Source organism: Algoriphagus litoralis (assembly GCF_003259255.1).
Classification (GTDB): Bacteria; Bacteroidota; Bacteroidia; order Cytophagales; family Cyclobacteriaceae; genus Algoriphagus; species Algoriphagus litoralis.
The window spans coordinates 266,571-285,741 of sequence record NZ_QGOL01000007.1 but is presented as its reverse complement, the minus strand read 5'-3'; the positions used below and the strand labels follow the sequence as shown (position 1 = coordinate 285,741).

The 19,171-nt window shown below is 44.8% G+C and carries 22 protein-coding genes; 16 read left to right on the top strand and 6 right to left on the bottom strand.

What is annotated here, in order from left to right; genetic code table 11:
- The first annotated feature begins 239 nt into the window (after positions 1–239).
- Positions 240–938 (top strand): ferritin-like domain-containing protein, encoded by a 699-nt coding sequence (locus tag DK188_RS08910; RefSeq protein WP_111670620.1) that lies wholly within the window; start codon positions 240–242, stop codon positions 936–938.
- Between the two features lie 23 nt (positions 939–961).
- Positions 962–1,789: a ferritin-like domain-containing protein gene (locus tag DK188_RS08905; RefSeq protein WP_111670465.1), complete on the top strand. Its 828-nt coding sequence runs from the start codon at positions 962–964 to the stop codon at positions 1,787–1,789.
- 466 nt (positions 1,790–2,255) lie between these two features.
- On the opposite strand, the gene DK188_RS08900 is transcribed toward DK188_RS08905, so the two are convergent.
- Together DK188_RS08900 and dinB are read right to left on the bottom strand one after the other, a co-directional pair.
- Complete coding sequence (locus DK188_RS08900) at positions 2,256–2,786, bottom strand: GNAT family N-acetyltransferase (protein ID WP_111670464.1); 531 nt, start codon at positions 2,784–2,786, stop codon at positions 2,256–2,258.
- 178 nt (positions 2,787–2,964) lie between these two features.
- Positions 2,965–4,155 carry a DNA polymerase IV gene (gene dinB, locus DK188_RS08895; protein WP_111670463.1) on the bottom strand — a complete coding sequence of 397 codons (1,191 nt, stop codon included), beginning with the start codon at positions 4,153–4,155 and terminating at the stop codon, positions 2,965–2,967.
- Positions 4,156–4,265: 110 nt separating this feature from the next.
- Here dinB and DK188_RS08890 point away from each other — a divergent pair, with 110 nt between their 5' ends.
- Positions 4,266–4,961: an XRE family transcriptional regulator gene (locus DK188_RS08890; RefSeq protein WP_111670462.1), complete on the top strand. Its 696-nt coding sequence runs from the start codon at positions 4,266–4,268 to the stop codon at positions 4,959–4,961.
- Positions 4,962–5,018: 57 nt separating this feature from the next.
- Complete coding sequence (locus DK188_RS08885) at positions 5,019–5,483, top strand: methylated-DNA--[protein]-cysteine S-methyltransferase (protein ID WP_111670461.1); 465 nt, start codon at positions 5,019–5,021, stop codon at positions 5,481–5,483.
- 59 nt (positions 5,484–5,542) lie between these two features.
- Here DK188_RS08885 and DK188_RS08880 read toward each other — a convergent pair whose 3' ends face one another.
- The gene (locus DK188_RS08880) at positions 5,543–6,055 is read right to left on the bottom strand and encodes a RidA family protein (protein ID WP_111670460.1); all 513 of its coding nucleotides are present in this window, start codon (positions 6,053–6,055) and stop codon (positions 5,543–5,545) included.
- Between the two features lie 186 nt (positions 6,056–6,241).
- On the opposite strand from DK188_RS08880, the gene DK188_RS08875 reads away from it, so the two are divergent.
- Positions 6,242–7,066, top strand: a complete 825-nt coding sequence (locus DK188_RS08875) for a universal stress protein (protein ID WP_111670459.1) — start codon at positions 6,242–6,244, stop codon at positions 7,064–7,066.
- On the opposite strand, the gene DK188_RS08870 is transcribed toward DK188_RS08875, so the two are convergent.
- Complete coding sequence (locus DK188_RS08870) at positions 7,067–7,990, bottom strand: hypothetical protein (protein ID WP_111670458.1); 924 nt, start codon at positions 7,988–7,990, stop codon at positions 7,067–7,069.
- Positions 7,991–8,040: 50 nt separating this feature from the next.
- Positions 8,041–8,916, bottom strand: coding sequence for a mechanosensitive ion channel family protein (locus DK188_RS08865; protein WP_111670457.1), 876 nt, complete (start codon positions 8,914–8,916; stop codon positions 8,041–8,043).
- 186 nt (positions 8,917–9,102) lie between these two features.
- Here DK188_RS08865 and DK188_RS08860 point away from each other — a divergent pair, with 186 nt between their 5' ends.
- The 4 genes from DK188_RS08860 to DK188_RS08845 all read left to right on the top strand — a co-directional run bounded on the left by DK188_RS08860 (position 9,103) and on the right by DK188_RS08845 (position 13,808).
- Entirely contained in the window at positions 9,103–10,644 is a 1,542-nt protein-coding gene (locus DK188_RS08860) for a carbon-nitrogen hydrolase family protein (RefSeq protein WP_111670456.1), read from the top strand.
- A complete protein-coding gene (locus DK188_RS08855; protein ID WP_111670455.1) occupies positions 10,626–11,201 on the top strand; it encodes a KdsC family phosphatase in 576 nt (191 codons plus the stop codon). The genes DK188_RS08860 and DK188_RS08855 overlap by 19 nt, the downstream gene beginning before the upstream one ends.
- Positions 11,198–12,046 carry a 3-deoxy-8-phosphooctulonate synthase gene (gene kdsA / locus DK188_RS08850; RefSeq protein ID WP_111670454.1) on the top strand — a complete coding sequence of 283 codons (849 nt, stop codon included), beginning with the start codon at positions 11,198–11,200 and terminating at the stop codon, positions 12,044–12,046. The genes DK188_RS08855 and kdsA overlap by 4 nt, the downstream gene beginning before the upstream one ends.
- A 112-nt stretch (positions 12,047–12,158) precedes the next feature.
- Positions 12,159–13,808 carry a L,D-transpeptidase family protein gene (locus DK188_RS08845; RefSeq protein WP_111670453.1) on the top strand — a complete coding sequence of 550 codons (1,650 nt, stop codon included), beginning with the start codon at positions 12,159–12,161 and terminating at the stop codon, positions 13,806–13,808.
- A 1-nt stretch (position 13,809) separates the two neighbouring features.
- Here the strand turns inward: DK188_RS08845 and DK188_RS08840 are convergent, their stop codons facing one another.
- Positions 13,810–14,499: a murein L,D-transpeptidase catalytic domain family protein gene (locus DK188_RS08840; protein ID WP_111670452.1), complete on the bottom strand. Its 690-nt coding sequence runs from the start codon at positions 14,497–14,499 to the stop codon at positions 13,810–13,812.
- A gap of 299 nt (positions 14,500–14,798) precedes the next feature.
- Here DK188_RS08840 and DK188_RS08835 point away from each other — a divergent pair, with 299 nt between their 5' ends.
- The 7 genes from DK188_RS08835 to DK188_RS08805 all read left to right on the top strand — a co-directional run bounded on the left by DK188_RS08835 (position 14,799) and on the right by DK188_RS08805 (position 19,135).
- Positions 14,799–15,209 (top strand): 6-pyruvoyl trahydropterin synthase family protein, encoded by a 411-nt coding sequence (locus tag DK188_RS08835; RefSeq protein WP_111670451.1) that lies wholly within the window; start codon positions 14,799–14,801, stop codon positions 15,207–15,209.
- Positions 15,169–15,873 (top strand): GTP cyclohydrolase I FolE, encoded by a 705-nt coding sequence (gene folE / locus DK188_RS08830; protein ID WP_111670450.1) that lies wholly within the window; start codon positions 15,169–15,171, stop codon positions 15,871–15,873. The genes DK188_RS08835 and folE overlap by 41 nt, the downstream gene beginning before the upstream one ends.
- 109 nt (positions 15,874–15,982) lie before the next feature.
- The gene (locus tag DK188_RS08825; RefSeq protein ID WP_111670619.1) at positions 15,983–16,663 is read left to right on the top strand and encodes an SDR family NAD(P)-dependent oxidoreductase; all 681 of its coding nucleotides are present in this window, start codon (positions 15,983–15,985) and stop codon (positions 16,661–16,663) included.
- Positions 16,664–16,733: 70 nt separating this feature from the next.
- Positions 16,734–16,997, top strand: a complete 264-nt coding sequence (locus DK188_RS08820) for a hypothetical protein (protein ID WP_111670449.1) — start codon at positions 16,734–16,736, stop codon at positions 16,995–16,997.
- Positions 16,998–17,015: 18 nt separating this feature from the next.
- Positions 17,016–17,459: a hypothetical protein gene (locus tag DK188_RS08815; protein WP_111670448.1), complete on the top strand. Its 444-nt coding sequence runs from the start codon at positions 17,016–17,018 to the stop codon at positions 17,457–17,459.
- On the top strand, positions 17,456–18,085 hold the full coding sequence (locus tag DK188_RS08810; RefSeq protein ID WP_111670447.1) for a flavin reductase family protein: 630 nt from the start codon (positions 17,456–17,458) through the stop codon (positions 18,083–18,085). The genes DK188_RS08815 and DK188_RS08810 overlap by 4 nt, the downstream gene beginning before the upstream one ends.
- Before the next feature lie 54 nt (positions 18,086–18,139).
- Positions 18,140–19,135, top strand: a complete 996-nt coding sequence (locus tag DK188_RS08805; RefSeq protein ID WP_111670446.1) for a ligase-associated DNA damage response exonuclease — start codon at positions 18,140–18,142, stop codon at positions 19,133–19,135.
- The last annotated feature ends 36 nt before the right edge of the window (positions 19,136–19,171 follow it).

The following is a 19,171-nucleotide window of genomic DNA, read 5'->3' as shown; positions in this document are numbered from 1 at the left end:
CAGTGAGCTAAACCAAACTGGATGCGGTAGCTGCTGGGGTTTTGTGATTGGTTGCGGCAAAGAATTTATTATTCGACTTAGCTCATTTCCCAAGGATTTTTTCGGAAATATCCAAATCCCCTCAATCCAAAGAATCACACCACTTCGTAATTCTTTTAAATCAATCAAAGTCATGGATGAACCTGCTTTGATTTTTTGCAGAAAACGAAAACCGAGTGATTAACCTAAAACACACCAAAATGAAAAATGAACTGATCAAGCCACAGGGTTTGGTGAAAAATGCAAACAGACGTCAGTTTCTCAGAATGGGAACGATGACCGTAGCAGGGGCGGGCTTGCTTCTGATGGGATGTAATGATGACGATGACATGGTTCCGTCCATGCCGGGAATGGTCAATCTGGGCTCTGGTGATACAGGGATATTAAATTATGCGTATGCTTTGGAGCAATTGGAGGCTGCATTTTATGCCGCTGTACTGCAGGGGAGTTATTTCGCCAATGCCTCAGCAGAGGAAAAGACAATCATGGGAGACCTAGAGAAGCACGAGCGGGCTCACCGGGAGTTTTTTAAGGCAGCTTTGGGCGGCAGTGCTATCGGTGAACTCGAAGTAGATTTCAGTAGCATCGATTTTAGCAGCAGGACAGCAGTTTTGGCGGCAGCCAAGACGTTTGAAGATTTGGGTGTGGCTGCTTACAATGGAGCAGGTCAATTTTTGGAAAATCCTGATTTCCTTTTGATTGCAGGTAAAATTGTATCAGTAGAAGCCCGCCATGCGGCAGCTATCCGTGACCTGATTAATCCAGGTTCGGCTGATTTTGCAGGAGATGACATCATCGATGCCAACGGTCTGGAACGAACGCTGAACTTCACCCAGGTGCTTACTGCAGCCAGTACATTTGTCAAGACAGGTATTGATTTCAGCCAGCTACCTAGTTAATCCACACTTAAATCACATTAGACATGAACTTGATCAAATTATTAGATACGATGTGTCCTGACACAAAAAGTGCTGAGGACAAAGACCGATTTTATTCCCGTAGAGATGCTTTTCGCCAGTTTGGGGATTTCAGCAAAAAAGTAGCAATGGCTGCTGTACCTCTTGGGGTATTGAACGCCATTCCTCATGTAGCTAAAGCGAATACTGCCAGCTTGATCGGAGTGTTGAATTATGCGCTGACGCTCGAGCATTTGGAATACCGATACTATCAGATGGGATTGGATTCCAGCGTGATCGAAAATGCAGACCGCGTAATCTTTCAGAAAATCCGCGATCATGAATTGGCTCACGTGCTGTTTCTACAGGAAGTAATCGGAAACGTTTTGGGTGGCACCCCTGTCGCAGAGCCTGAATTTGACTTTACAGCAGGGGGCAATTTCATGCCGTTTTCGGATTACCCGACATTCTTGGCACTTGCCCAAGCTTTTGAAGATACCGGGGTAAGAGCATATAAAGGACAGGCCGCAGCGGTGCAGGAGAGTGACGTGGTGTTGACTGCAGCTTTGTCCATTCACTCTGTGGAAGCTCGCCATGCTTCCCAAGTCAGAAGACTGCGTACCAAAAAAGGTTTGGACACGGTGAAAGGTTGGATCACTAACGGTTCAATTGGTTCACTTCCAGCTGCAACCACAGCAATCTATGCAGGCGAAGAAAATCTAACACATGGCGGTGTAAATGTGTCCAATCTGACCGGAATCGATGCAGCAGCCGTCTCAGAAGGATGGGATGAGCCATTGAATATGGAACAGGTATTGGGAATTGCCTCGCTCTTTTTAGCTCCTTCCAACTAATAGCTGGGTTAGGGTTGGTGGAGTGGATGTCATCCTCGTCGAGGGGGTGGCATCTTTTTTTTGTCCATATTTTTTTTCACCACGGAGGTCAAGGAGAAAGGGAGAATTTGGAATCAATCCTCATCTTGATCCTTTGAAGCTGCAGATTCAATAAGACTTTTTTAAGGGCTCAGTGAGAAAAGCTTCGCTTTTTAGGTTAAAGAATCTGTGTTGATTTGCGACTTTTTCTGCGATGATCTGCGTGAAACTTTAACCGAGATGGTTTTTTGCCACGGAGAACACAGAGTAAATAGAGATTCAAGAATTAGTCCTTTTTTTGAACTTCAAAACTCCTGAGCTCAATCGGTCTTTTTCAAGGACACAGAGAGAAAGCTTCGCTTTTTAGGTTAAAGAATCAGTGCTGACTTGCCTGCTGCAAGCAGGTCTGAGACTTTTTCTGTGTTAATCTGTGGGAAATTAAAACCGATCAAAGGTTAATCCGATACAAGCTACAGCGCTGGATATCAGGGAAGCTATTGAGCTCTGAGTGGTCAAAGTCCTTCCAGAAGCTCATGCCGATCTTTTTCATGACCTGAATCGAGGCTCCATTTCCGATCGATGCCATGGACACCACCTCTTTTATTTGGTTTTGCTGCGCAAAGCTCAGGCAAGCTGACGCACCCTCTGAAGCCAGTCCTTGGTTCCAAAACTTTTTCCCAAGTCTCCAGCCGATGTCCACACAAGGCGTAAAATCCGATTCAAAGGTTTTCCAGCCCAGTCCAATTGTACCAATTAGTTCATTGGTCTCAAGCCAATCAACGGCAAAGTAACAATAGCCCTTTTCTTCAAACATCCGCTGCATGCGATTCATCATGGCTTGAGTTTCCTCGCGGGAAAGGGGCTTTTGGAAAAATCGCATCACTTCCGGATCTGAGTTGATAGACGCAAAATCATCTAAGTCAAACTCTTGCCAAGTGCGAAATCCAAGTCGGGGAGTGGTGAAGAGATAAGGGTTCATTGCATGCAAAATCTGTATTTCTTCGATCGAAATCGAAAATTTACAGGTTTATTTTCGGTTAGGATCGAGAATTTATACTTTTTGGATGTGGCTGAGTGATATTTTACAATTTAGAAATCAGGTTCCTAAACTGTGATAATTCCCATGCCTTGATTGACTAAATTACAAATCCTTTTTCCTACACCTCCATCCCATTAAAGGGATTAAACCGTCGTCTTCCCACACCCATGGCCACGGCTCGGCAGACGGTTTTTTCCCCGTATTTCACATTCAGCTTGTCGAGTGCCTGATAGAGGTTGATCTGCTCTTGGCTGTCTTCGAAGAGCTTGATCTGATAGTTGCCATACACGAGTGAGCTGAACCGCACACCGATCAGCCGGATCAGCATGCGTCGGCTGTAGAGTTTGCGAAAGAGCGCCTTCACCACAGGTAGAAGCGTATGGTCCGCCGAAGTGTAGGGAATGCGCTGCTGCACAGTATGCGTCTCAAAGTCCGAGTAGCGGATCTTCACACTCACGCAGGCGGAGAGTTGCCCTTTTTGGCGGAGTTTGGAGGCGAGCTGCTCGCACATGGCCGTCATTGTGGCTTCCAGTAGTTGAACATCGATGGTGTCTTGCTCGAAGGTATTTTCGGAAGAGATCGATTTGGCCTCGGAGTAGGGCGTGACTGGAGAGCGGTCGATGCCGTTGGCTTTTTCCCAGATCATCGTCCCGTTTTTCCCGAACGTGGCTTCCAGCAGTTCGGCGGGCATCTGCTGCAGGGTTTGGACTTTTTTGACGCCCATGTTGTAGAGCGTCTGGGAGGTTTTCTCACCGATCATGGGGATTTTACGCACGGATAGGGGAGCGAGAAAGGGCTTTTCCTGACCGAATGGAATCTGCTTTTCGTTGTTGGGCTTAGCTTCGCCGGTGGCCACTTTGGAGACGGTTTTGTTCTCGGATAGTCCCATGGAGATGTTCAGACCGCTTTGCTTGATGATTTTTTGGCGAAGCTCATGGGCCAGCTTGAAGCAGCCAAAGAAGCGGTCCATTCCTGTGAGATCGATGTAAAACTCATCCACGGAGGATTTCTCAAAGAGCGGAACACTTTCCCGGATAATCTCGGTGACCTCGTGGGATTTTTGGCTGTATTTCTCAAAATCCCCCCGCACGAGAATAGCTTCCGGGCAGAGTTGCCTCGCCGTCCGCATCGGCATAGCCGAGTGCACGCCAAACTTCCGGGCTTCGTAGCTGCACGAAGCCACCACTCCCCGGTCACCGGAGCCCCCGATGAGGATGGGTTTGCCATTCAGCCTGCTATCAAAAAGCCGCTCCACCGACACAAAAAACGTGTCCAAATCCATATGCACGATATTCCGCTTTCCTTCCATGACTTTTGTCTATATTATTAACAATTATTAGTCTATAAATTAAACAAAAAGAATAACTTTGGTTTCTTGAATTTTAAAGAATTGACCGAAGCTGTCTTATTTTATCGCTTATGTACCTCCATTCAAACATTAAGATTTTAAGAAAAAAGAAAGGATTGACTCAGCAAGCTTTGGCGGAGCGATTGGCAATCTCCCGATCCAAACTTGCTGGCTATGAATTGGCGATCTCTCCACCACTTGATGTGATCGTCCGCATAGCGGAGAACTTTAATGTCTCTATAGATACGCTGATCAAAGAAGATCTTGAGTCCTATTCTGAATTCAAACTCCGTGAACTCCTCGAGACGGATCAGTTTCTGCGTGGCAGGAAGCTGCGGATTCTGGCCACCACAGTCGATGATCAAGGACGAGAACTGATCGAAGTGGTCTCCCAAAAGGTCAAGGCAAGCTATTTGGCGGGATTTTCTGATCCGGAATTTATAGCCGAATTGCCCCGATTTGCACTGCCTTTTCTCCCGATGGATAAGAAGCACCGGGTCTTCCAAGTCGATGGAGACTCGATGCTCCCAATCCCAGACGGAGCCTGGATCGTCTGTGAATACATGGAGGATTGGACAGCCATCAAAGACGGAGAGCGCTATGTTATCGTCACCGAGCAGGATGGCGTCACGTTTAAGATCGTCTACAATCAGATCAAAGAAGCGCAGAAACTTTTGCTTTGCTCAGCCAATCCGATCTATGTCCCGTTTGAAGTAGAAGCAGAGCAGATCAGAGAAGTGTGGAAGTATCGACTCGCGATGAGTTGAGAAATGATCAATTATCAATGACCAATTAACCAATTAACCAATTAACCTTTTCATTTCATGCCCATCATCTTTTCCCCTTTAGGTAATATCCAAATGAGCTCCCGCGAAGGGTGTCTCTCTGAGCTGAAGTTTACCGAGGAGGAAACTGACGGGGAGATTTTGGATCAGGTACTTTTGAGTGCCAAACAGCAACTGGAGGAGTATTTTGCAGGAGAAAGGACGACTTTTGATATGCCGATCGGGTTGGGAGGAACTGATTTTCAGCGAAAAGTATGGCTGACGATGAATCAGGTACCCCTAGGTCAGACGACTACTTACCTGAAAATCGCTCAGAAGCTTGGCAACCCCGGTGCGATCCGGGCAGTGGGTGCAGCTATTGGAGCAAATCCTATTTTAGTAATTCTTCCCTGCCACAGAGTACTCGGAAGTGATGGCAATCTGGCAGGGTATGCAGGTGGTTTGGATAGAAAAAAGGCCCTCCTGCAGTTGGAAGGCCATGCTTTTCAGGGAAGTCTTTTTTAGTGCTCAGTTTGCAGTGGTCAGTATCCAGTACCATACCGGACGCTGATTACTGAGACTGCTTACTTATCTTCCAATTCCACAATCACCTCAATCTCCACCGCCATATTATTTGGCAATGAACCCACACCGACGGCGGATCGTGCATGTTTGCCTTTTTCTCCAAATACTTCTACCATCAAATCCGAAAATCCATTAATCACTGCGGGCTGTGCGGTAAACTCAGGAGTGGCATTGACCATTCCGAGCACTTTTACAAACTGCTTGATTCTGGACAGATCACCTGTAGCGGCTTTGAGTACGGCAATGATTTCCAGTCCGGTAGCTCGGGCGGCTTCATAGCCTTGCTCTGTGCTCAGGTCTCCACCGACTTTGCCATAGATCTTAGGTCCTGTGCCGGAGAGGTAGAGCAAGTTGCCCACTTGTTTCCATTTGACATAGTTGGCGATGGGTTGGCTTACCTCGGGTATGACTAAACCCATTTGCTTGATTTTTTCCTCTGGAGTTTGAGCCTGTGAGGTAAATGATGCACCTGTCAAAATCAGGACTAGACACATAAAAAGGATTTGTCTCATGAATTTCTGCGATTAGTTATCTGTCCTAAGCTAATTGATTCTTTACTATTTTGGTAGACTTTTTAGTCTGTAGAGGGATGGAAAACCGAAACCCTAATATTTATCAGCTTGTCTCCTGATTTTTAACAAGGGAATTTGGCTAATGAATGGGGAGATTTAAGGTCTTATCACAAAAATTCCCTCGCTATGAAAACCATTCTGGTTCCGTTCGATTTCTCCACCTATTCACTTGCAGCTTTCAAAACAGCACAGCGGATCAGCGATAAAAGTCAGGCAAAGATCATCTGTGTCACCGTGATTCCATCGGAGATAGATTGGGATCTGCTAGCTGATGAAGCCAAGCAGAAATATCCGCAACTCATGGAAGAGCGTCAGGAAGCCATCGATATTCTTCCCAATTACATGAAGTCGGTGGCGCCTGCAAAAGCCCAAATTGAGCAAATAGTAAAAATCGGTGTGCCCTTTGAGCAGATTCTGCGTGTCGCAGCACAATCGCTTGCTGATTTGATAGTGATCGGGGCCTATGGTAGAGGCTATGTAGAGGGGAATTTTGTCGGGTCAAATCTCCAGAAAGTCATCCGCTTTTCCTCCTGTCCTGTTCTGGCAGTAAAAAAGGCCTTAGATGGCAACGCATTCCGAAAAATTGCTTTTGCTACTGTATTCAATCCAGCAGGTAAATTGGCATTTGAAAAAATCCTACCCTTGGCTAAACTATTCAAGGCATCCATACACCTGCTTTTTGTAAATACTCAATCTAATTTTATCCAATCCTCACAGGCTGAATTGGAAATGGCTGAATTCGGAAAAGGACATGAGCAGTTTGTCATTCATCGTCATGTGTACAATCACAACGATGCCGAACAGGGGATTCGCGAGTTTTGTGATAAAAATGGAATCCAACTCGTCGGCGTCGTATCGGGTGATCACAGTCATGCTTCCATGTATGTCATCGGTACTACCGAGACCCTGATTTTCAAATCTGACCTTGGTATTTTGAGTCTAAAGGCTTGATTACCAGAATCTAAATCGTTTCTCGTTGATTCGGTTTCTGAAAATCCAGTTGTCCCAGATATCCGGGGAGAGGTAGATTTCAAGCCCTACACTGACAGTCATGTAGCCATCGTAGCGGTGCTCCAATCCGGATCCTCGCCGGATTCGGCCGTTATTTCTGAGGATGGCGTCCACATCGGGCTCCCCATTGTCGAGGACAAAATTAGGGTTTCTTATCGCTAACCGGAGTCGGTCAGGATTGGATCCATCCACATAATCTTCTACCAGATCCAGGTAAAATTCGCTCACATTGTATGCCGAGATGTCATCCATGTAATCGGTCAGCGTAAATCGATAATTTCCCTCAAACTTGAGGTCCATGTAGACATTTAGCTTGTATTTGAAACCCAGACCCATGGGGAAAACGATGATTTTGTCGTTGTAGGGGTTGTTTTCAAGTTGGAGTGGTCGTAAGTCTACCCAAGTTCCGTTCAGTTCAGCCTGTGGATTATTGGTAGACATTCCAACTCCAAAAAAGATGTAAGGATTCCAAAGGTGACGGGTGATGTTGTTTACTTTGACTGGATGCCAGTAGTATTCAACCAGGGCTGCTACTTCAATATTTGAGGCACGGAAGCTGAGATTTCTAGGAGTGCGGAAAGCCCGTGGATCAGAAGGCGGATCTGAACCGGACATCTTGTAGTATGTCCCTTCCAGTCGTGCTTTGAGGTGCGTGCCAAAGATATAATTCACCGCAAAATTTGCATGCCAATCCGGCTGAACGCCCTCGTTGTATTTCCAGAAGGAATACAATTCCCCAAAATATTGTGTAGGTCCTATACCGGCCGAAATCGACCAGGGTTCTTCAAATCTGTATCGATAGAAGCTTTGAGAATGAGCAGAGAAAGTCGCAAGAAAAAATAATAGAAGAAGTAATTTTTTCATCATGAATGTAATCGCAACTCTGCTAATAAGTTATTTGGCTGAAAATTAGACTAATTTCCCAATTTTTCAAACCCTGACTTCAGGTGAATATCGCGCTGTGGGAATGGTATTTCGACTTTTTCTGCAGTGAATCGCTCAAAAATAGCATAATAAAGTTGGCTCTTCAGCACTTTTGGTTTATTGACATAGTCACTGGTCCATACTCTCAGGTTGAAATTTAGACTATTGTCCCCATAGCTGTCAAATAGCACGTCGGGCTCGGGTTGCTGGAGAATACCCACATTTGCCTTGGCTACCTCGATCAAAATCTTTTTGATTTTGGCAGGATCTTCCTTATAAGAAACACCTACCGGAAAATTAAACCGGATCCGGTGTTCGTTATGTGACCAATTGATCACCTGACTATCAATAAACTGGCTATTGGGTACGATGACACTGATATTGTCATTGGTGACTACCGTCGTAGCCCGGGCATTGATCTGAACTACGTCCCCGGATACGTCGCCTACTTCAATGCGATCTCCCACTTTGATGGGTTGTTCGAAAAGGATGATCAACCCACTGATGAAGTTATTGGTGATATTCTGCAGACCAAAACCGATACCCACACCGATCGCTCCCGCCAAAACCCCAAAAGCACTCAGATCAATGCCCTGCGTCTGGAGAATTGAAAAAAATCCTCCCAGAATGATGACGTATTTTACGATCGTGCCGATGGATTCCTTGGTGCCCTGTGCGATTTGGGTTTTTTTCAAAACCTGTTTCACCAAGAATCTCCGTAGCCATTCAGAAATAATGAAAAGTGCCGTAAACGACAAGGCCAAGGTCAAAATCAAACCCACCGTCAATTTGGAATTACCCAGACTGATCAGATTTTCATTTAAAAGATTTTCGAGCCACTCCCAAAAGCTACCTTCCATTTCCATAGTTGAATCCTTTTATTGCTTTTGAAACAAGTTAATTACCTGAACCAAACCTTGAAACTATTTAAACAAAACTGATAAAACCAATTTTGTTCTTAATTCAAATGCAATTCGGTAGAATGTTTTGATTTATCGTATTCAAAGATTCAGTTTTGAAATAATTGATTGAATATTTTTAATTTTGATCCCATGAGTAAGCACAGAGAAGAATTAGAACACCGCCTTAGACTTCGTAACATCAAGCTTTCGGATTACGAAGATATTCGGGAGATCATGGTGTCAATCTATAAAAATCAAGGGGGAGCCTGGACCAAAGCTGAGCTGAAAAACCAGCTTAAGGTTTTTCCCGAAGGACAAATCTGTATTGAAGACAACGGAGTCGTGATTGCTGCCGCATTGAGTATTGTGGTGGATTATGCCAAATTTGGCGACAACCATACCTACGATCAGATTACAGGTTTTGGGAAATTTGACACCCATGATGACGATGGTGACACACTTTACGGAACGGATGTTTTCGTCCATTCCGAATACCGCGGAATGCGTCTCGGCCGTAGACTCTATGATGCCCGAAAAGAACTCTGCGAAAACCTAAATCTCCGATCCATCATCGCTGGTGGCCGAATCCCAGGCTATTCAAAATACGCCGACGAAATGACTCCAAGGAAATACATCGATCTGGTGAAAAGCCGCGAGATTTTTGATCCGGTGTTATCCTTTCAGCTTGCCAACGAATTTCACGTACGGAAGGTAATAACCAAATATCTGCCCGAAGATACCGACTCCCGTGCCTATGCGACTTTGCTCGAGTGGATTAATATCTACTACGAAAAGGACGAAAAACTCATCGGTAATAAAAAATCCATCGTCCGGCTGGGACTTGTCCAGTGGAAAATGCGTCGCTTCTCCAATGTGGATGACCTGATGCAGCAGGTGGAGTTTTTTGTGGATACCGTATCCGGGTACAAATCGGATTTTTGTCTTTTGCCCGAATTCTTCAATGCGCCTCTTCTGGCAGAATTCAATGACATGGATGCCTCCGAAGCGATCCGAAATCTGGCAGACTATACCGACGAGATCGTCGGTCGAATGAGCGAATTGGCCGTGTCATACAATGTCAATATCGTAGCCGGATCCATGCCGGAATACGATGGCAAGCGACTGCGAAATGTTAGCTACCTCTGCCGTCGGGACGGGACTCAGGATAAACAATACAAGCTGCACATTACACCGGATGAGGCGGCATATTGGGGGCTCCAGGGAGGTAATGGGATTCACGTTTTCGATACAGATGCCGGTAGAATTGGGATTCTGATCTGCTACGACGTCGAGTTTCCGGAGTTGGGACGAATCCTAGCCGAGCAGGAGATGGATATTCTTTTTGTGCCATTCTGGACTGATACCAAGAATGCCTTCCTTCGGGTAAATACCTGTGCCAGATCCCGTGCCATAGAAAACGAATGCTATGTGGCGATCACCGGATCCGTTGGAAATCTACCAAAAGTGGAGAACATGGACATCCAATATTCCCAAGCGGCGATATTTTCCCCCTCGGATTTCTCTTTTCCACACGATGCCATCGTGGCTCAGGCTTCAGAAAATGAAGAAACCATCATCGTGGCTGACGTGGATTTGGATCTATTGACCAAGCAGCGAAAAGCAGGAAGTGTAAGAAACTTGGAGCAGCGAAGACTCGACCTTTATTCCGTACAATGGAAACAGAAAAAATAATCAGCGAATATTTCGCGCATGTGCCCGAAGAGATTTTTGAGCGGGCAAAATCGATTAAGGTTTTGATCACAGACATCGATGGAGTATTGACCGATGGAGGAATCATCTATGATGACCTGGGTACGGAGTATAAAAAATACAACGTGAAGGATGGCTTGATAGTCTATTACCTTCGCAAAGCTAAATTCCTCGTAGGTGCCATTACCGGACGCGCATCTCAAGTGGTGGAAAATCGCTGCGAGGAACTCAAGTTTGACTTTCACTACCATGGGATCAAAGACAAAGGGAAAAAGCTTGCTGAAATTCTGCAAACCCTTGAGGTGAGTATGGAGGAGGTAGCCTACATCGGGGATGACATCATTGACCTGCCTATTTTGGTTAATGTCGGCTTGGCAGTCGCTCCGGCGGATGCGCTACCCTATGTGAAACGCCATTGCCACTTCGTTTCATCGTTCAATGGAGGAGCGGGAGTTTTTAGGGAGGTAGGAGATATCCTTTTGCATGCCCGAGGTCAGCTTATTCCACTTATTGAAACATTAGCCAAAAAGGAATTATGAACAGAAATACTCAGCCGATGCACATTCGTGAAGGCATCGTTTTAGGATCAGATAAACCCGTACTTTTCTCAGGACCTTGCGCAGTCGAGAGCTTTGATATTTGCCTGGAGATTGGGACCAAAGTAAAAGCTTGGGCAGAGGAGCACGGATTTTCCTACGTTTTCAAAGCATCTTTTGACAAAGCAAACCGTACCTCATCGGGGTCTTTCAGAAGTATTGGGATGGATAAATCGCTGGAGGTTTTGCAGCGGGTAGGAGAGGCTCTGAATGTGCCATTGGTGACAGACATCCATGAAAGCTATCAAGCTGCGGAAGTGGCTCAGGTCGTAGATGTGCTTCAGATTCCTGCATTTCTTTGTCGTCAGACTGACTTGCTTTTGGCCGCTGGCCAGACTGGAAAAGCGGTCAAAATCAAGCGTGGACAATTCATGGCTCCAGAAGATATGCAGTATGCTGTGACCAAGGTACGCTCCACCGGAAATGAAAATGTCTGCCTGACTGAGCGCGGATTTTCTTTAGGCTATCACAATTTGGTCGTGGATATGCGCGGATTGCCGATCATGCGACAGTTTGCTCCGGTGGTATTTGATATTACCCATTCCGTGCAGCAGCCGGGAGGACAGGGTGGCAGCAGCGGAGGACAGCGGGAATTTGCTCCTGTTTTGGCAAGAGCAGCCGCCGCTACCGGGATTGACGGTTTCTTTATCGAAACCCATCCCGAACCTGCCAAAGCTCTGAGTGATGGACCAAACTTGATTCCTCTACATCGGATGGGAGACTTTTTGGCCATGCTCAAAAAGGCCTGGCTGCTAGGAAGAGAATTTGAGGATTTTCAAGTTCAGTAAGCATTAATTCCCCGAAATTCAATTTGGTATTTCATCGGATGTAGCATTTGGCTTTCTTACTAGTTAATTTTGATTACAAAGGCGTTATCCCTCTTCCCAACTACGTATTGCTATGAAGATAAAACAGGTTTTCGGGGTGTTTTTCCTCTCTATTTTTCCTTTTTTGGTCCAGAGTGGACCCTTGTTTCAGGGAATTTATTCCGATCAACTGCGGACAATGCTAGAGGTAGAGAATCCTGGCAAAGGATTGACTGTGAAAGGATCCGCACTTTCCAATTCGGATGAAATTCACAGATTCTATGATTCGAGGTCATTTGAAGAAGCATGGTCAGAGCGTGGTATTTTGCTAGAAAAAGCCTATGCGCTACGGTTTGAAATCAAGCAGGCAAAGTATGATGGGCTCAATCCTGAAGATTATCATCTGGAAGTAATCGAAAGACTATTTTCCTCTTTTGAATCCAATAAAAAATCAGGTATTGCAAATGAAGCGGGCGATGTCGTCGAGCTAGATTTAATTCTGACTGATGCTTTTTTCAAACTTGCAACGCATTTGGAAATTGGAAAAGTAGATCCCAGTAAACTGAAAACTGACTGGGAAATCACGCCCAAAGCCCAACGAAAAGACCATGTGATGCTTCTCCATCAGGCGATCAACACCGGTGAAATACGACAAACTCTCGAAGAACTTTACCCTCAGTTTACTATTTATAAAAAAGGGCGTGAGGTAGTGCGGATGATGGATGAGCTTCAGAAAAAGGATACGCTGGACTGGAAACCTATCAAATTAGATCAATCCCTTAAAGTAGGACAATCAAATAATGCGATCCCTCAAGTAAGGCAGCGGTTTGCCTTCTGGGGATATGTCAGTCCCACTCCACCGGCTGACCCAAAGCTTTTCGATTCCACATTATTTGCAGGGGTCAAGCAATTTCAGCAGGCTAATGGAATGGAGCCTGATGGTACTATTGGCAAAAATACAGCCTTGGCGATCAGTAAATCTCCTGCTTCGCTGATGGATATGGCCTCTGTAAACTTGGAGCGATTGCGTTGGTTGCCTGACACGGTCAAAGGAGCCGAGTTTATCCTCGTAAATATTGCCAATTACCAACTGGATTACCTGAATAAACTGGACACTCTCCTCTCTGCTCGTGTGATTGTAGGGAAGCAATATCATGAATCTCCAATCTTTACTGCCCAGATGAGTTATATCGTCTTCAGTCCCTACTGGAACATACCAACGTCGATTACCCGCTCCGAAATTATTCCTTCGGTAAGGAAAAACCCATCCTACCTGCAGCAGAAGAACATGGAAGTAGTGACTACCTCTGGCAAAGTAGTAAATCCTTCATCCATTGACTGGAACTCCAAATCCTTCCCTTACATGATCCGGCAAAAGCCCGGAGGGAATAATTCGCTGGGATTGGTCAAGTTTATGTTTCCAAATAGCCACAGTGTGTACATTCACGACACTCCAGCCAGAACGCTTTTTGACAAAGAAGATCGCGCCTTGAGTCATGGATGCATTCGGATTCAGAATCCGGCCAAATTTGCTCAAGTGCTGCTGAAGGATGATCCGAAATGGACTCCTGAACGGATCGATCAAGCCATGCATCAAACTACAGAGCAGATCGTCTCACTCCCTAGAAAAATCCCGGTTGTTCTGGTCTATTTGACCTTCTGGGCTGATTCTACCGGTAAGGCCCATTTCCGTCAGGATATTTACAATCGAGACGCTGAAGTTTTGGCCTTGCTTCGAAATTAATTCAGGGTTGGATGAGCTCCGATCGGCTCAAATAATCCTCATCCTGCCCGAAGATGAAAAGTAGGCTGCCTTCCTTGATCAGATCGATCACTTCAGCTGATAAGGCAGAAGGAAGTGCAGGACATCCTAAACTTCTACCCAAGCGACCCGTGGATTTTGCAAATTCTTCATTAGCATAATCTGCCCCGTGGATCACAATAGCCCGAGCTCGAGCCTTGTCGTTGAATCCATTTTCCAACCCATCCAAACGTAGGGAATACCCATGTTTTCCTTGATAGGTCTCGGCAGTTTTGTAAAAACCTAGGCTACTCTGGTAGGATTCCGGTTGGTTGGAAAATTTCTCTGCCATTAAGTTGCCTGAGTTTCTTCCGTGTGCCACTACCGTATTCAGGAGGATTTCCTGAGTTTCGACATCAATAATCCACAGCCTTTTTTCAGTGGAAGGAAGCGAAAAATCGATCACTGTCAGCAAGGGCTTTTCTAGTGTGTCCTTCAGCTTATCCCAGCCCTCTAGTGCAAAATTAAATGCTTCAAGTGTAGGGATGTTTGGATGTCTTTGGGCTAAAGATTGGAGAATTTCCGAGGCGGAATCAAATTTTTCGGACGTAAGGACTGCCTCGCTGGGAGCAGGGACCGGTTGACGGAATGTCAGAGCCCAAACTAAGGGTAATAAAATTCCCGGTGAAATCATGTCCTAAATGCTTATGCTGAGATGAGTTGCAAAATTACTTCAATAACCCGGTAGACAAAAATATTGCCGGACCTCAGGAGGTGATTTTAATCATTTTTCACAGAAAGAAAAATGGAACCATCTGGGATGTTTCTTGGGTTTTGTGTGATGTTGTCTCAGTAGATTTTGGGAGCCTATCTTAAATCCCTATTTTCGCAGCCCAAAAATTAATAAATTGACTTGCAGAGATTTGGCTTATTTGTTTAAAGAAAAAATGTAATAATTAAACAAAAATAAAAGTCCTGCTGTTTCTACCATCAATGAAAGTATCAGTTTATCGCAAAGAACATTTCAACGCCGCACACCGTCTGAATAATCCTCAATGGTCCGATGCAGAGAATGAATCCATATTTGGCAAATGCAATAATGCCAATTATCACGGTCACAATTATGATCTTATTGTCCAATTGAAGGGAGAAATCGATCCCAAGACCGGATATGTTTTTGACATGAAAGTACTCAGCGACCTGATCAAGGAATACGTTTTAAATAAGTTTGACCATAAAAATTTAAACCTGGATACCGATGAATTCAAAAGTCTCAATCCATCTGCTGAAAACATTGCAGTGGTTATTTGGAATATTTTGAGGGAAAAAATTGATCGGAAATTCGAATTGACGATTCGTCTTTATGAAACAGAAAGAAACTTTGTTGAGTACGATGGGAATTAATATTTCCAGAGCTTCATTCGAGGATATCGGAGAAGAACATGTAGGCACCTCCCTGGAGACTCCCTTGAGAGAAGACGCCTTTGAGATGGATGATGAGCTCAAAGTTGAATTGATCGAAAAACATTTTCGTGAAATTATGCACATCATGGGGCTGGATCTCACGGATGACAGCCTGAAAGGTACACCTCACCGCGTGGCCAAGATGTATGTGAAAGAAGTTTTCAGCGGGCTAAATCCCAAAAATAAGCCTGTAGCCAAGCTTTTCGAAAACAAGTATAAATACAACCAGATGCTGGTGGAAAAGGACATTACGTTCCATTCACACTGTGAGCATCACTTCGTACCGATCTATGGCAAAGCACACGTAGCCTACATCTCCAATGGTGCAGTGATAGGCTTGTCAAAGATCAATCGGATTGTTCAGTATTATTCCCAAAGACCGCAAGTTCAGGAGCGATTGACGATGCAGATTGGGAACGAATTGAAAGAAGCACTGGGGACAGACGATGTCGCCGTGGTGATGGACGCATACCATATGTGTGTAAGCTCCCGTGGAGTGAAAGACACCAACAGTTCGACAGTCACTTCTTTTTTCTCTGGAAAATTTGAATTAGACGAGCAATCCAGAAACGAATTTCTGAAATATATCACCCTAGAGAAGTAATTTTCTCTGATAAAAAACCATGAAACCGGGCAAAACGTCCGGTTTTTTTTTGGCTTTTTCTAAACAATCCAAAGCCTCAATTGATTTCAAGAGATATCCAAACAGACTAATGAAAGATAAAAATATTGTCCTCATCGGAGGGAATTCAGGTATCGGAAAAGCCACCGCTACTATCCTAAGGGAGGCGGGAGCCAATCTATTTTTGTATTCCAAAAGCGGAAATGATACCACAGAATTGGACACCACTGCTGATTTTTCGGAAATCCCAGACTTGCCAGAGGTAATCGATGGAGTGGTGTATTGTCCGGGTACAATCCATCTTAAACCTTTCCACAGGATATCCATTTCGGATTTTCAAAATGAAATGAACGTCAATTTCTTTGGGGCAGTTCGAGTCCTGCAGGCGTGCCTGAAAGGCTTGAAGAAGTCATCTGCGCCTTCTGTGGTGCTTTACAGTACAGTAGCTGTCCAGACAGGAATGGGCTTTCATGCAGGCATAGCCTCTGCCAAAGGAGCAATCGAAGGATTGACCCGCTCACTTGCCGCTGAATGGGCACCAAACAAAATCAGAGTCAATGCCATCGCGCCCTCTTTGACCGAGACTCCTCTCGCTTCTACTTTACTTTCCACTCCTGAGAAAAAGGAAGCTTCAGACAAAAGACACCCGCTGGGCAGAGTCGGCAGTTCTGAGGATATTGCTGAGGCGACAGTTTTTTTGCTTTCTCCCAAATCCTCCTGGATGACAGGTCAGATCCTTCATATAGACGGAGGAATGTCAAATTTAAAATAGTCTTAAACAATTTAACCGTTCATTTTGTCTTAATATCTGGGTACGGTCCCGAGATGAATGTGCTGTGATTATGAAAACTCCACCTGAATCATTCCTGCTTTTCAAGGAAGAATTGAGGAAAGCCCAGCTTGAAAAAGAGCGGCTCAAACAACATTACGAAGAGAAACTGTCTGATGTCAATCGGGAATTATTCCGACTGAAGGAGCAAATCCAGTCTCAACAGGATATGATGCGCACCACGTTGGAATACGCCTCTGTGCTGGAGCAGCGATTGTCTGAGTTCAAAGAAGAAGTAGCGCATGCCACTTCCCAGCGTAAAAATTCCGTTTACTAAGCTTTACCTCCAATAGCTATGACTGAAACATTAAATCCATCCGAAACTCAAAACTTCGAGGTAGCCTTTGAGGAAAGATATGCCAGAGTTTTGATTAACCTAGAAAGGAAAATCATTATCTGTGAGCTCCTCGCAGACTATATCCCAATTGAAGATTTTAAGGAGACATTCACCCAAATCGGAACAATCATCAAGTCCGGTGATTACCAGAAGTTCATCTTCGATAAAAGATCCCTGAGGGCCTTTCATCAGCCTACCATGGAATGGTATTTTATCCATTGGAAAAAAGATATGCTTGAATATGGACTGAAAACCCATCGCAAAATCCTTCCTGCTGAAAAGTGGTTTGAAAAAATGGTCCAAATAGCCAAACAGCAAATCTTGGAAACCTATCCAGACAACATCATTGACCAGTTGGATATCCAATACTGCGATTCGATTGAAGCGGCTATCAATTTATGATCAAGCACTTCAATTCGGAAGAAATTATGGCAGCAGATTCCTTTTTTCGAAGGAATCTGATCAATTGCTTATCTGGATTTAAAAGCCTAAACCTCATCGGTACCCAAGATGGAGAAGGTAAAACGAATCTCGCTCCTTTTTCACAGGTGTTTCATATCGGAGCGAATCCGCCAATGGTAGGAATTTTGTTTCGGCCAACTACCGTAATTCGGCACACCTTGGATAATATTTTGAATACCGGAGTGTTTACTTTGAACCACGTCACTTCAAAATTTTATCAAGAAAGTCATTGGGCTTCTGCAAAGTGGGAAACCTCCGAATTTGAAGCTACAGGAATTGTACCTGAGTACTTGAATGGTTTCAAAGCTCCATTTGTCAAAGAAAGTCCGGTTAGACTAGCCTGTTCACTTTTGGAAACACAGACCCTTAAGGTCAATCAGACAATCCTCATGATTGGCAGCATTGATTCGATCTATATTGAAGAAATAGGACTACGAAAAGATGGCTCACTGGACCTCAATGCGCTGGACACGGTAACAGTTTCAGGATTGGATGAATATCATGTCGGGAAAAAGCTGGGCAGACTTTCCTACGCAAAGCCGCAAACCAAGCCTGAAGAAATTTGATATTGCCTTCATTTTTTCGCAAAATCATAAATTAAAATTGCACTTTTAGAATCAGTGAAACTTCTGGAATTAACAGATTCGGGACTGTACTGTCCACCTGCAGGGATATTTATTGATCCATGGAAACCTGTGGATTTGGCAATAATTACCCATGCACATTCGGACCACGCTAGATGGGGAATGAAGCATTATTTGGCTCATCATTATTCGGCTGAAGTCATGAAGCTCAGATTAGGAGCTGAAATCAGTCTGGAGACAGTCGACTATGATCAGTCTCTTGAAATCAACGGTGTCAAAATTTCACTACATCCTGCAGGACATATTCCGGGGTCGGCACAGGTTCGTTTGGAATATAAGGGACAAGTTGCAGTAGTAAGTGGGGATTATAAAGTGGAAAACGATGGACTCTCCACTCCATTTGAACCAATCAAATGTCACGAATTCGTATCTGAATGCACTTTTGGACTTCCGATTTATAAATGGGAATCGCAAACTGAAATTTTCAGGCAAGTCAATTCCTGGTGGAAAGAGAATGCTGCCGAAGGAAGAAACTCGGTACTTTTTGCCTACTCACTTGGAAAAGCTCAGCGAATTATTCAAAATCTTGACAAAACCATCGGGCAGGTTTTTGTCCACGGGGCAGTATGGAACACCAATCAGGCTCTCATTGCCAATGGAATAGATCTTTGGGATGTTCCTAAAGTAACTCAGGAAATGCCCAAATCCCTTTTCAAAGGTTCATTGATCATCGCGCCTCCCTCCGCGATGGGAACTCCATGGATGAAGCGGTTTGGCTCCTACCGTACCGGGATTTGTTCGGGCTGGATGAGTGTGAGGGGTACGCGTCGAAGAAGGGCAGCTGATCGGGGCTTTGTGCTCTCAGATCATGCGGACTGGGAGGGTTTAATCCAGGCCATTGCGGCTACAGAAGCCGATAAAGTGTACCTGACTCATGGAAGTACGGCTTCTTTTGGGAAGTTTTTGCAGGAGGAGAAAGGCATCGATGCGGTAGAACTGCAGACACTATTTGGGGCTGAGGAGGTAGAATAAGGGATTTTAGAAAGGATTAAAAAATTGGAGGATTGA

Coding starts and splice junctions, on each gene's coding strand:
- DK188_RS08875 (WP_111670459.1), top strand. CDS start 6,242: ATGAAAACCATTCTGGTTCCGTTCGATTTCTCCACCTATTCACTTGCA.
- DK188_RS08815 (WP_111670448.1), top strand. CDS start 17,016: ATGACTGAAACATTAAATCCATCCGAAACTCAAAACTTCGAGGTAGCC.
- DK188_RS08835 (WP_111670451.1), top strand. CDS start 14,799: ATGAAAGTATCAGTTTATCGCAAAGAACATTTCAACGCCGCACACCGT.
- DK188_RS08810 (WP_111670447.1), top strand. CDS start 17,456: ATGATCAAGCACTTCAATTCGGAAGAAATTATGGCAGCAGATTCCTTT.
- DK188_RS08845 (WP_111670453.1), top strand. CDS start 12,159: ATGAAGATAAAACAGGTTTTCGGGGTGTTTTTCCTCTCTATTTTTCCT.
- DK188_RS08860 (WP_111670456.1), top strand. CDS start 9,103: ATGAGTAAGCACAGAGAAGAATTAGAACACCGCCTTAGACTTCGTAAC.
- DK188_RS08820 (WP_111670449.1), top strand. CDS start 16,734: ATGAAAACTCCACCTGAATCATTCCTGCTTTTCAAGGAAGAATTGAGG.
- DK188_RS08910 (WP_111670620.1), top strand. CDS start 240: ATGAAAAATGAACTGATCAAGCCACAGGGTTTGGTGAAAAATGCAAAC.
- DK188_RS08885 (WP_111670461.1), top strand. CDS start 5,019: ATGCCCATCATCTTTTCCCCTTTAGGTAATATCCAAATGAGCTCCCGC.
- DK188_RS08880 (WP_111670460.1), bottom strand. CDS start 6,055: ATGAGACAAATCCTTTTTATGTGTCTAGTCCTGATTTTGACAGGTGCA.
- DK188_RS08900 (WP_111670464.1), bottom strand. CDS start 2,786: ATGAACCCTTATCTCTTCACCACTCCCCGACTTGGATTTCGCACTTGG.
- DK188_RS08890 (WP_111670462.1), top strand. CDS start 4,266: ATGTACCTCCATTCAAACATTAAGATTTTAAGAAAAAAGAAAGGATTG.
- kdsA (WP_111670454.1), top strand. CDS start 11,198: ATGAACAGAAATACTCAGCCGATGCACATTCGTGAAGGCATCGTTTTA.
- DK188_RS08905 (WP_111670465.1), top strand. CDS start 962: ATGAACTTGATCAAATTATTAGATACGATGTGTCCTGACACAAAAAGT.
- folE (WP_111670450.1), top strand. CDS start 15,169: ATGAAACAGAAAGAAACTTTGTTGAGTACGATGGGAATTAATATTTCC.
- DK188_RS08865 (WP_111670457.1), bottom strand. CDS start 8,916: ATGGAAATGGAAGGTAGCTTTTGGGAGTGGCTCGAAAATCTTTTAAAT.
- DK188_RS08870 (WP_111670458.1), bottom strand. CDS start 7,990: ATGAAAAAATTACTTCTTCTATTATTTTTTCTTGCGACTTTCTCTGCT.
- DK188_RS08825 (WP_111670619.1), top strand. CDS start 15,983: ATGAAAGATAAAAATATTGTCCTCATCGGAGGGAATTCAGGTATCGGA.
- DK188_RS08855 (WP_111670455.1), top strand. CDS start 10,626: ATGGAAACAGAAAAAATAATCAGCGAATATTTCGCGCATGTGCCCGAA.
- DK188_RS08840 (WP_111670452.1), bottom strand. CDS start 14,499: ATGATTTCACCGGGAATTTTATTACCCTTAGTTTGGGCTCTGACATTC.
- dinB (WP_111670463.1), bottom strand. CDS start 4,155: ATGGAAGGAAAGCGGAATATCGTGCATATGGATTTGGACACGTTTTTT.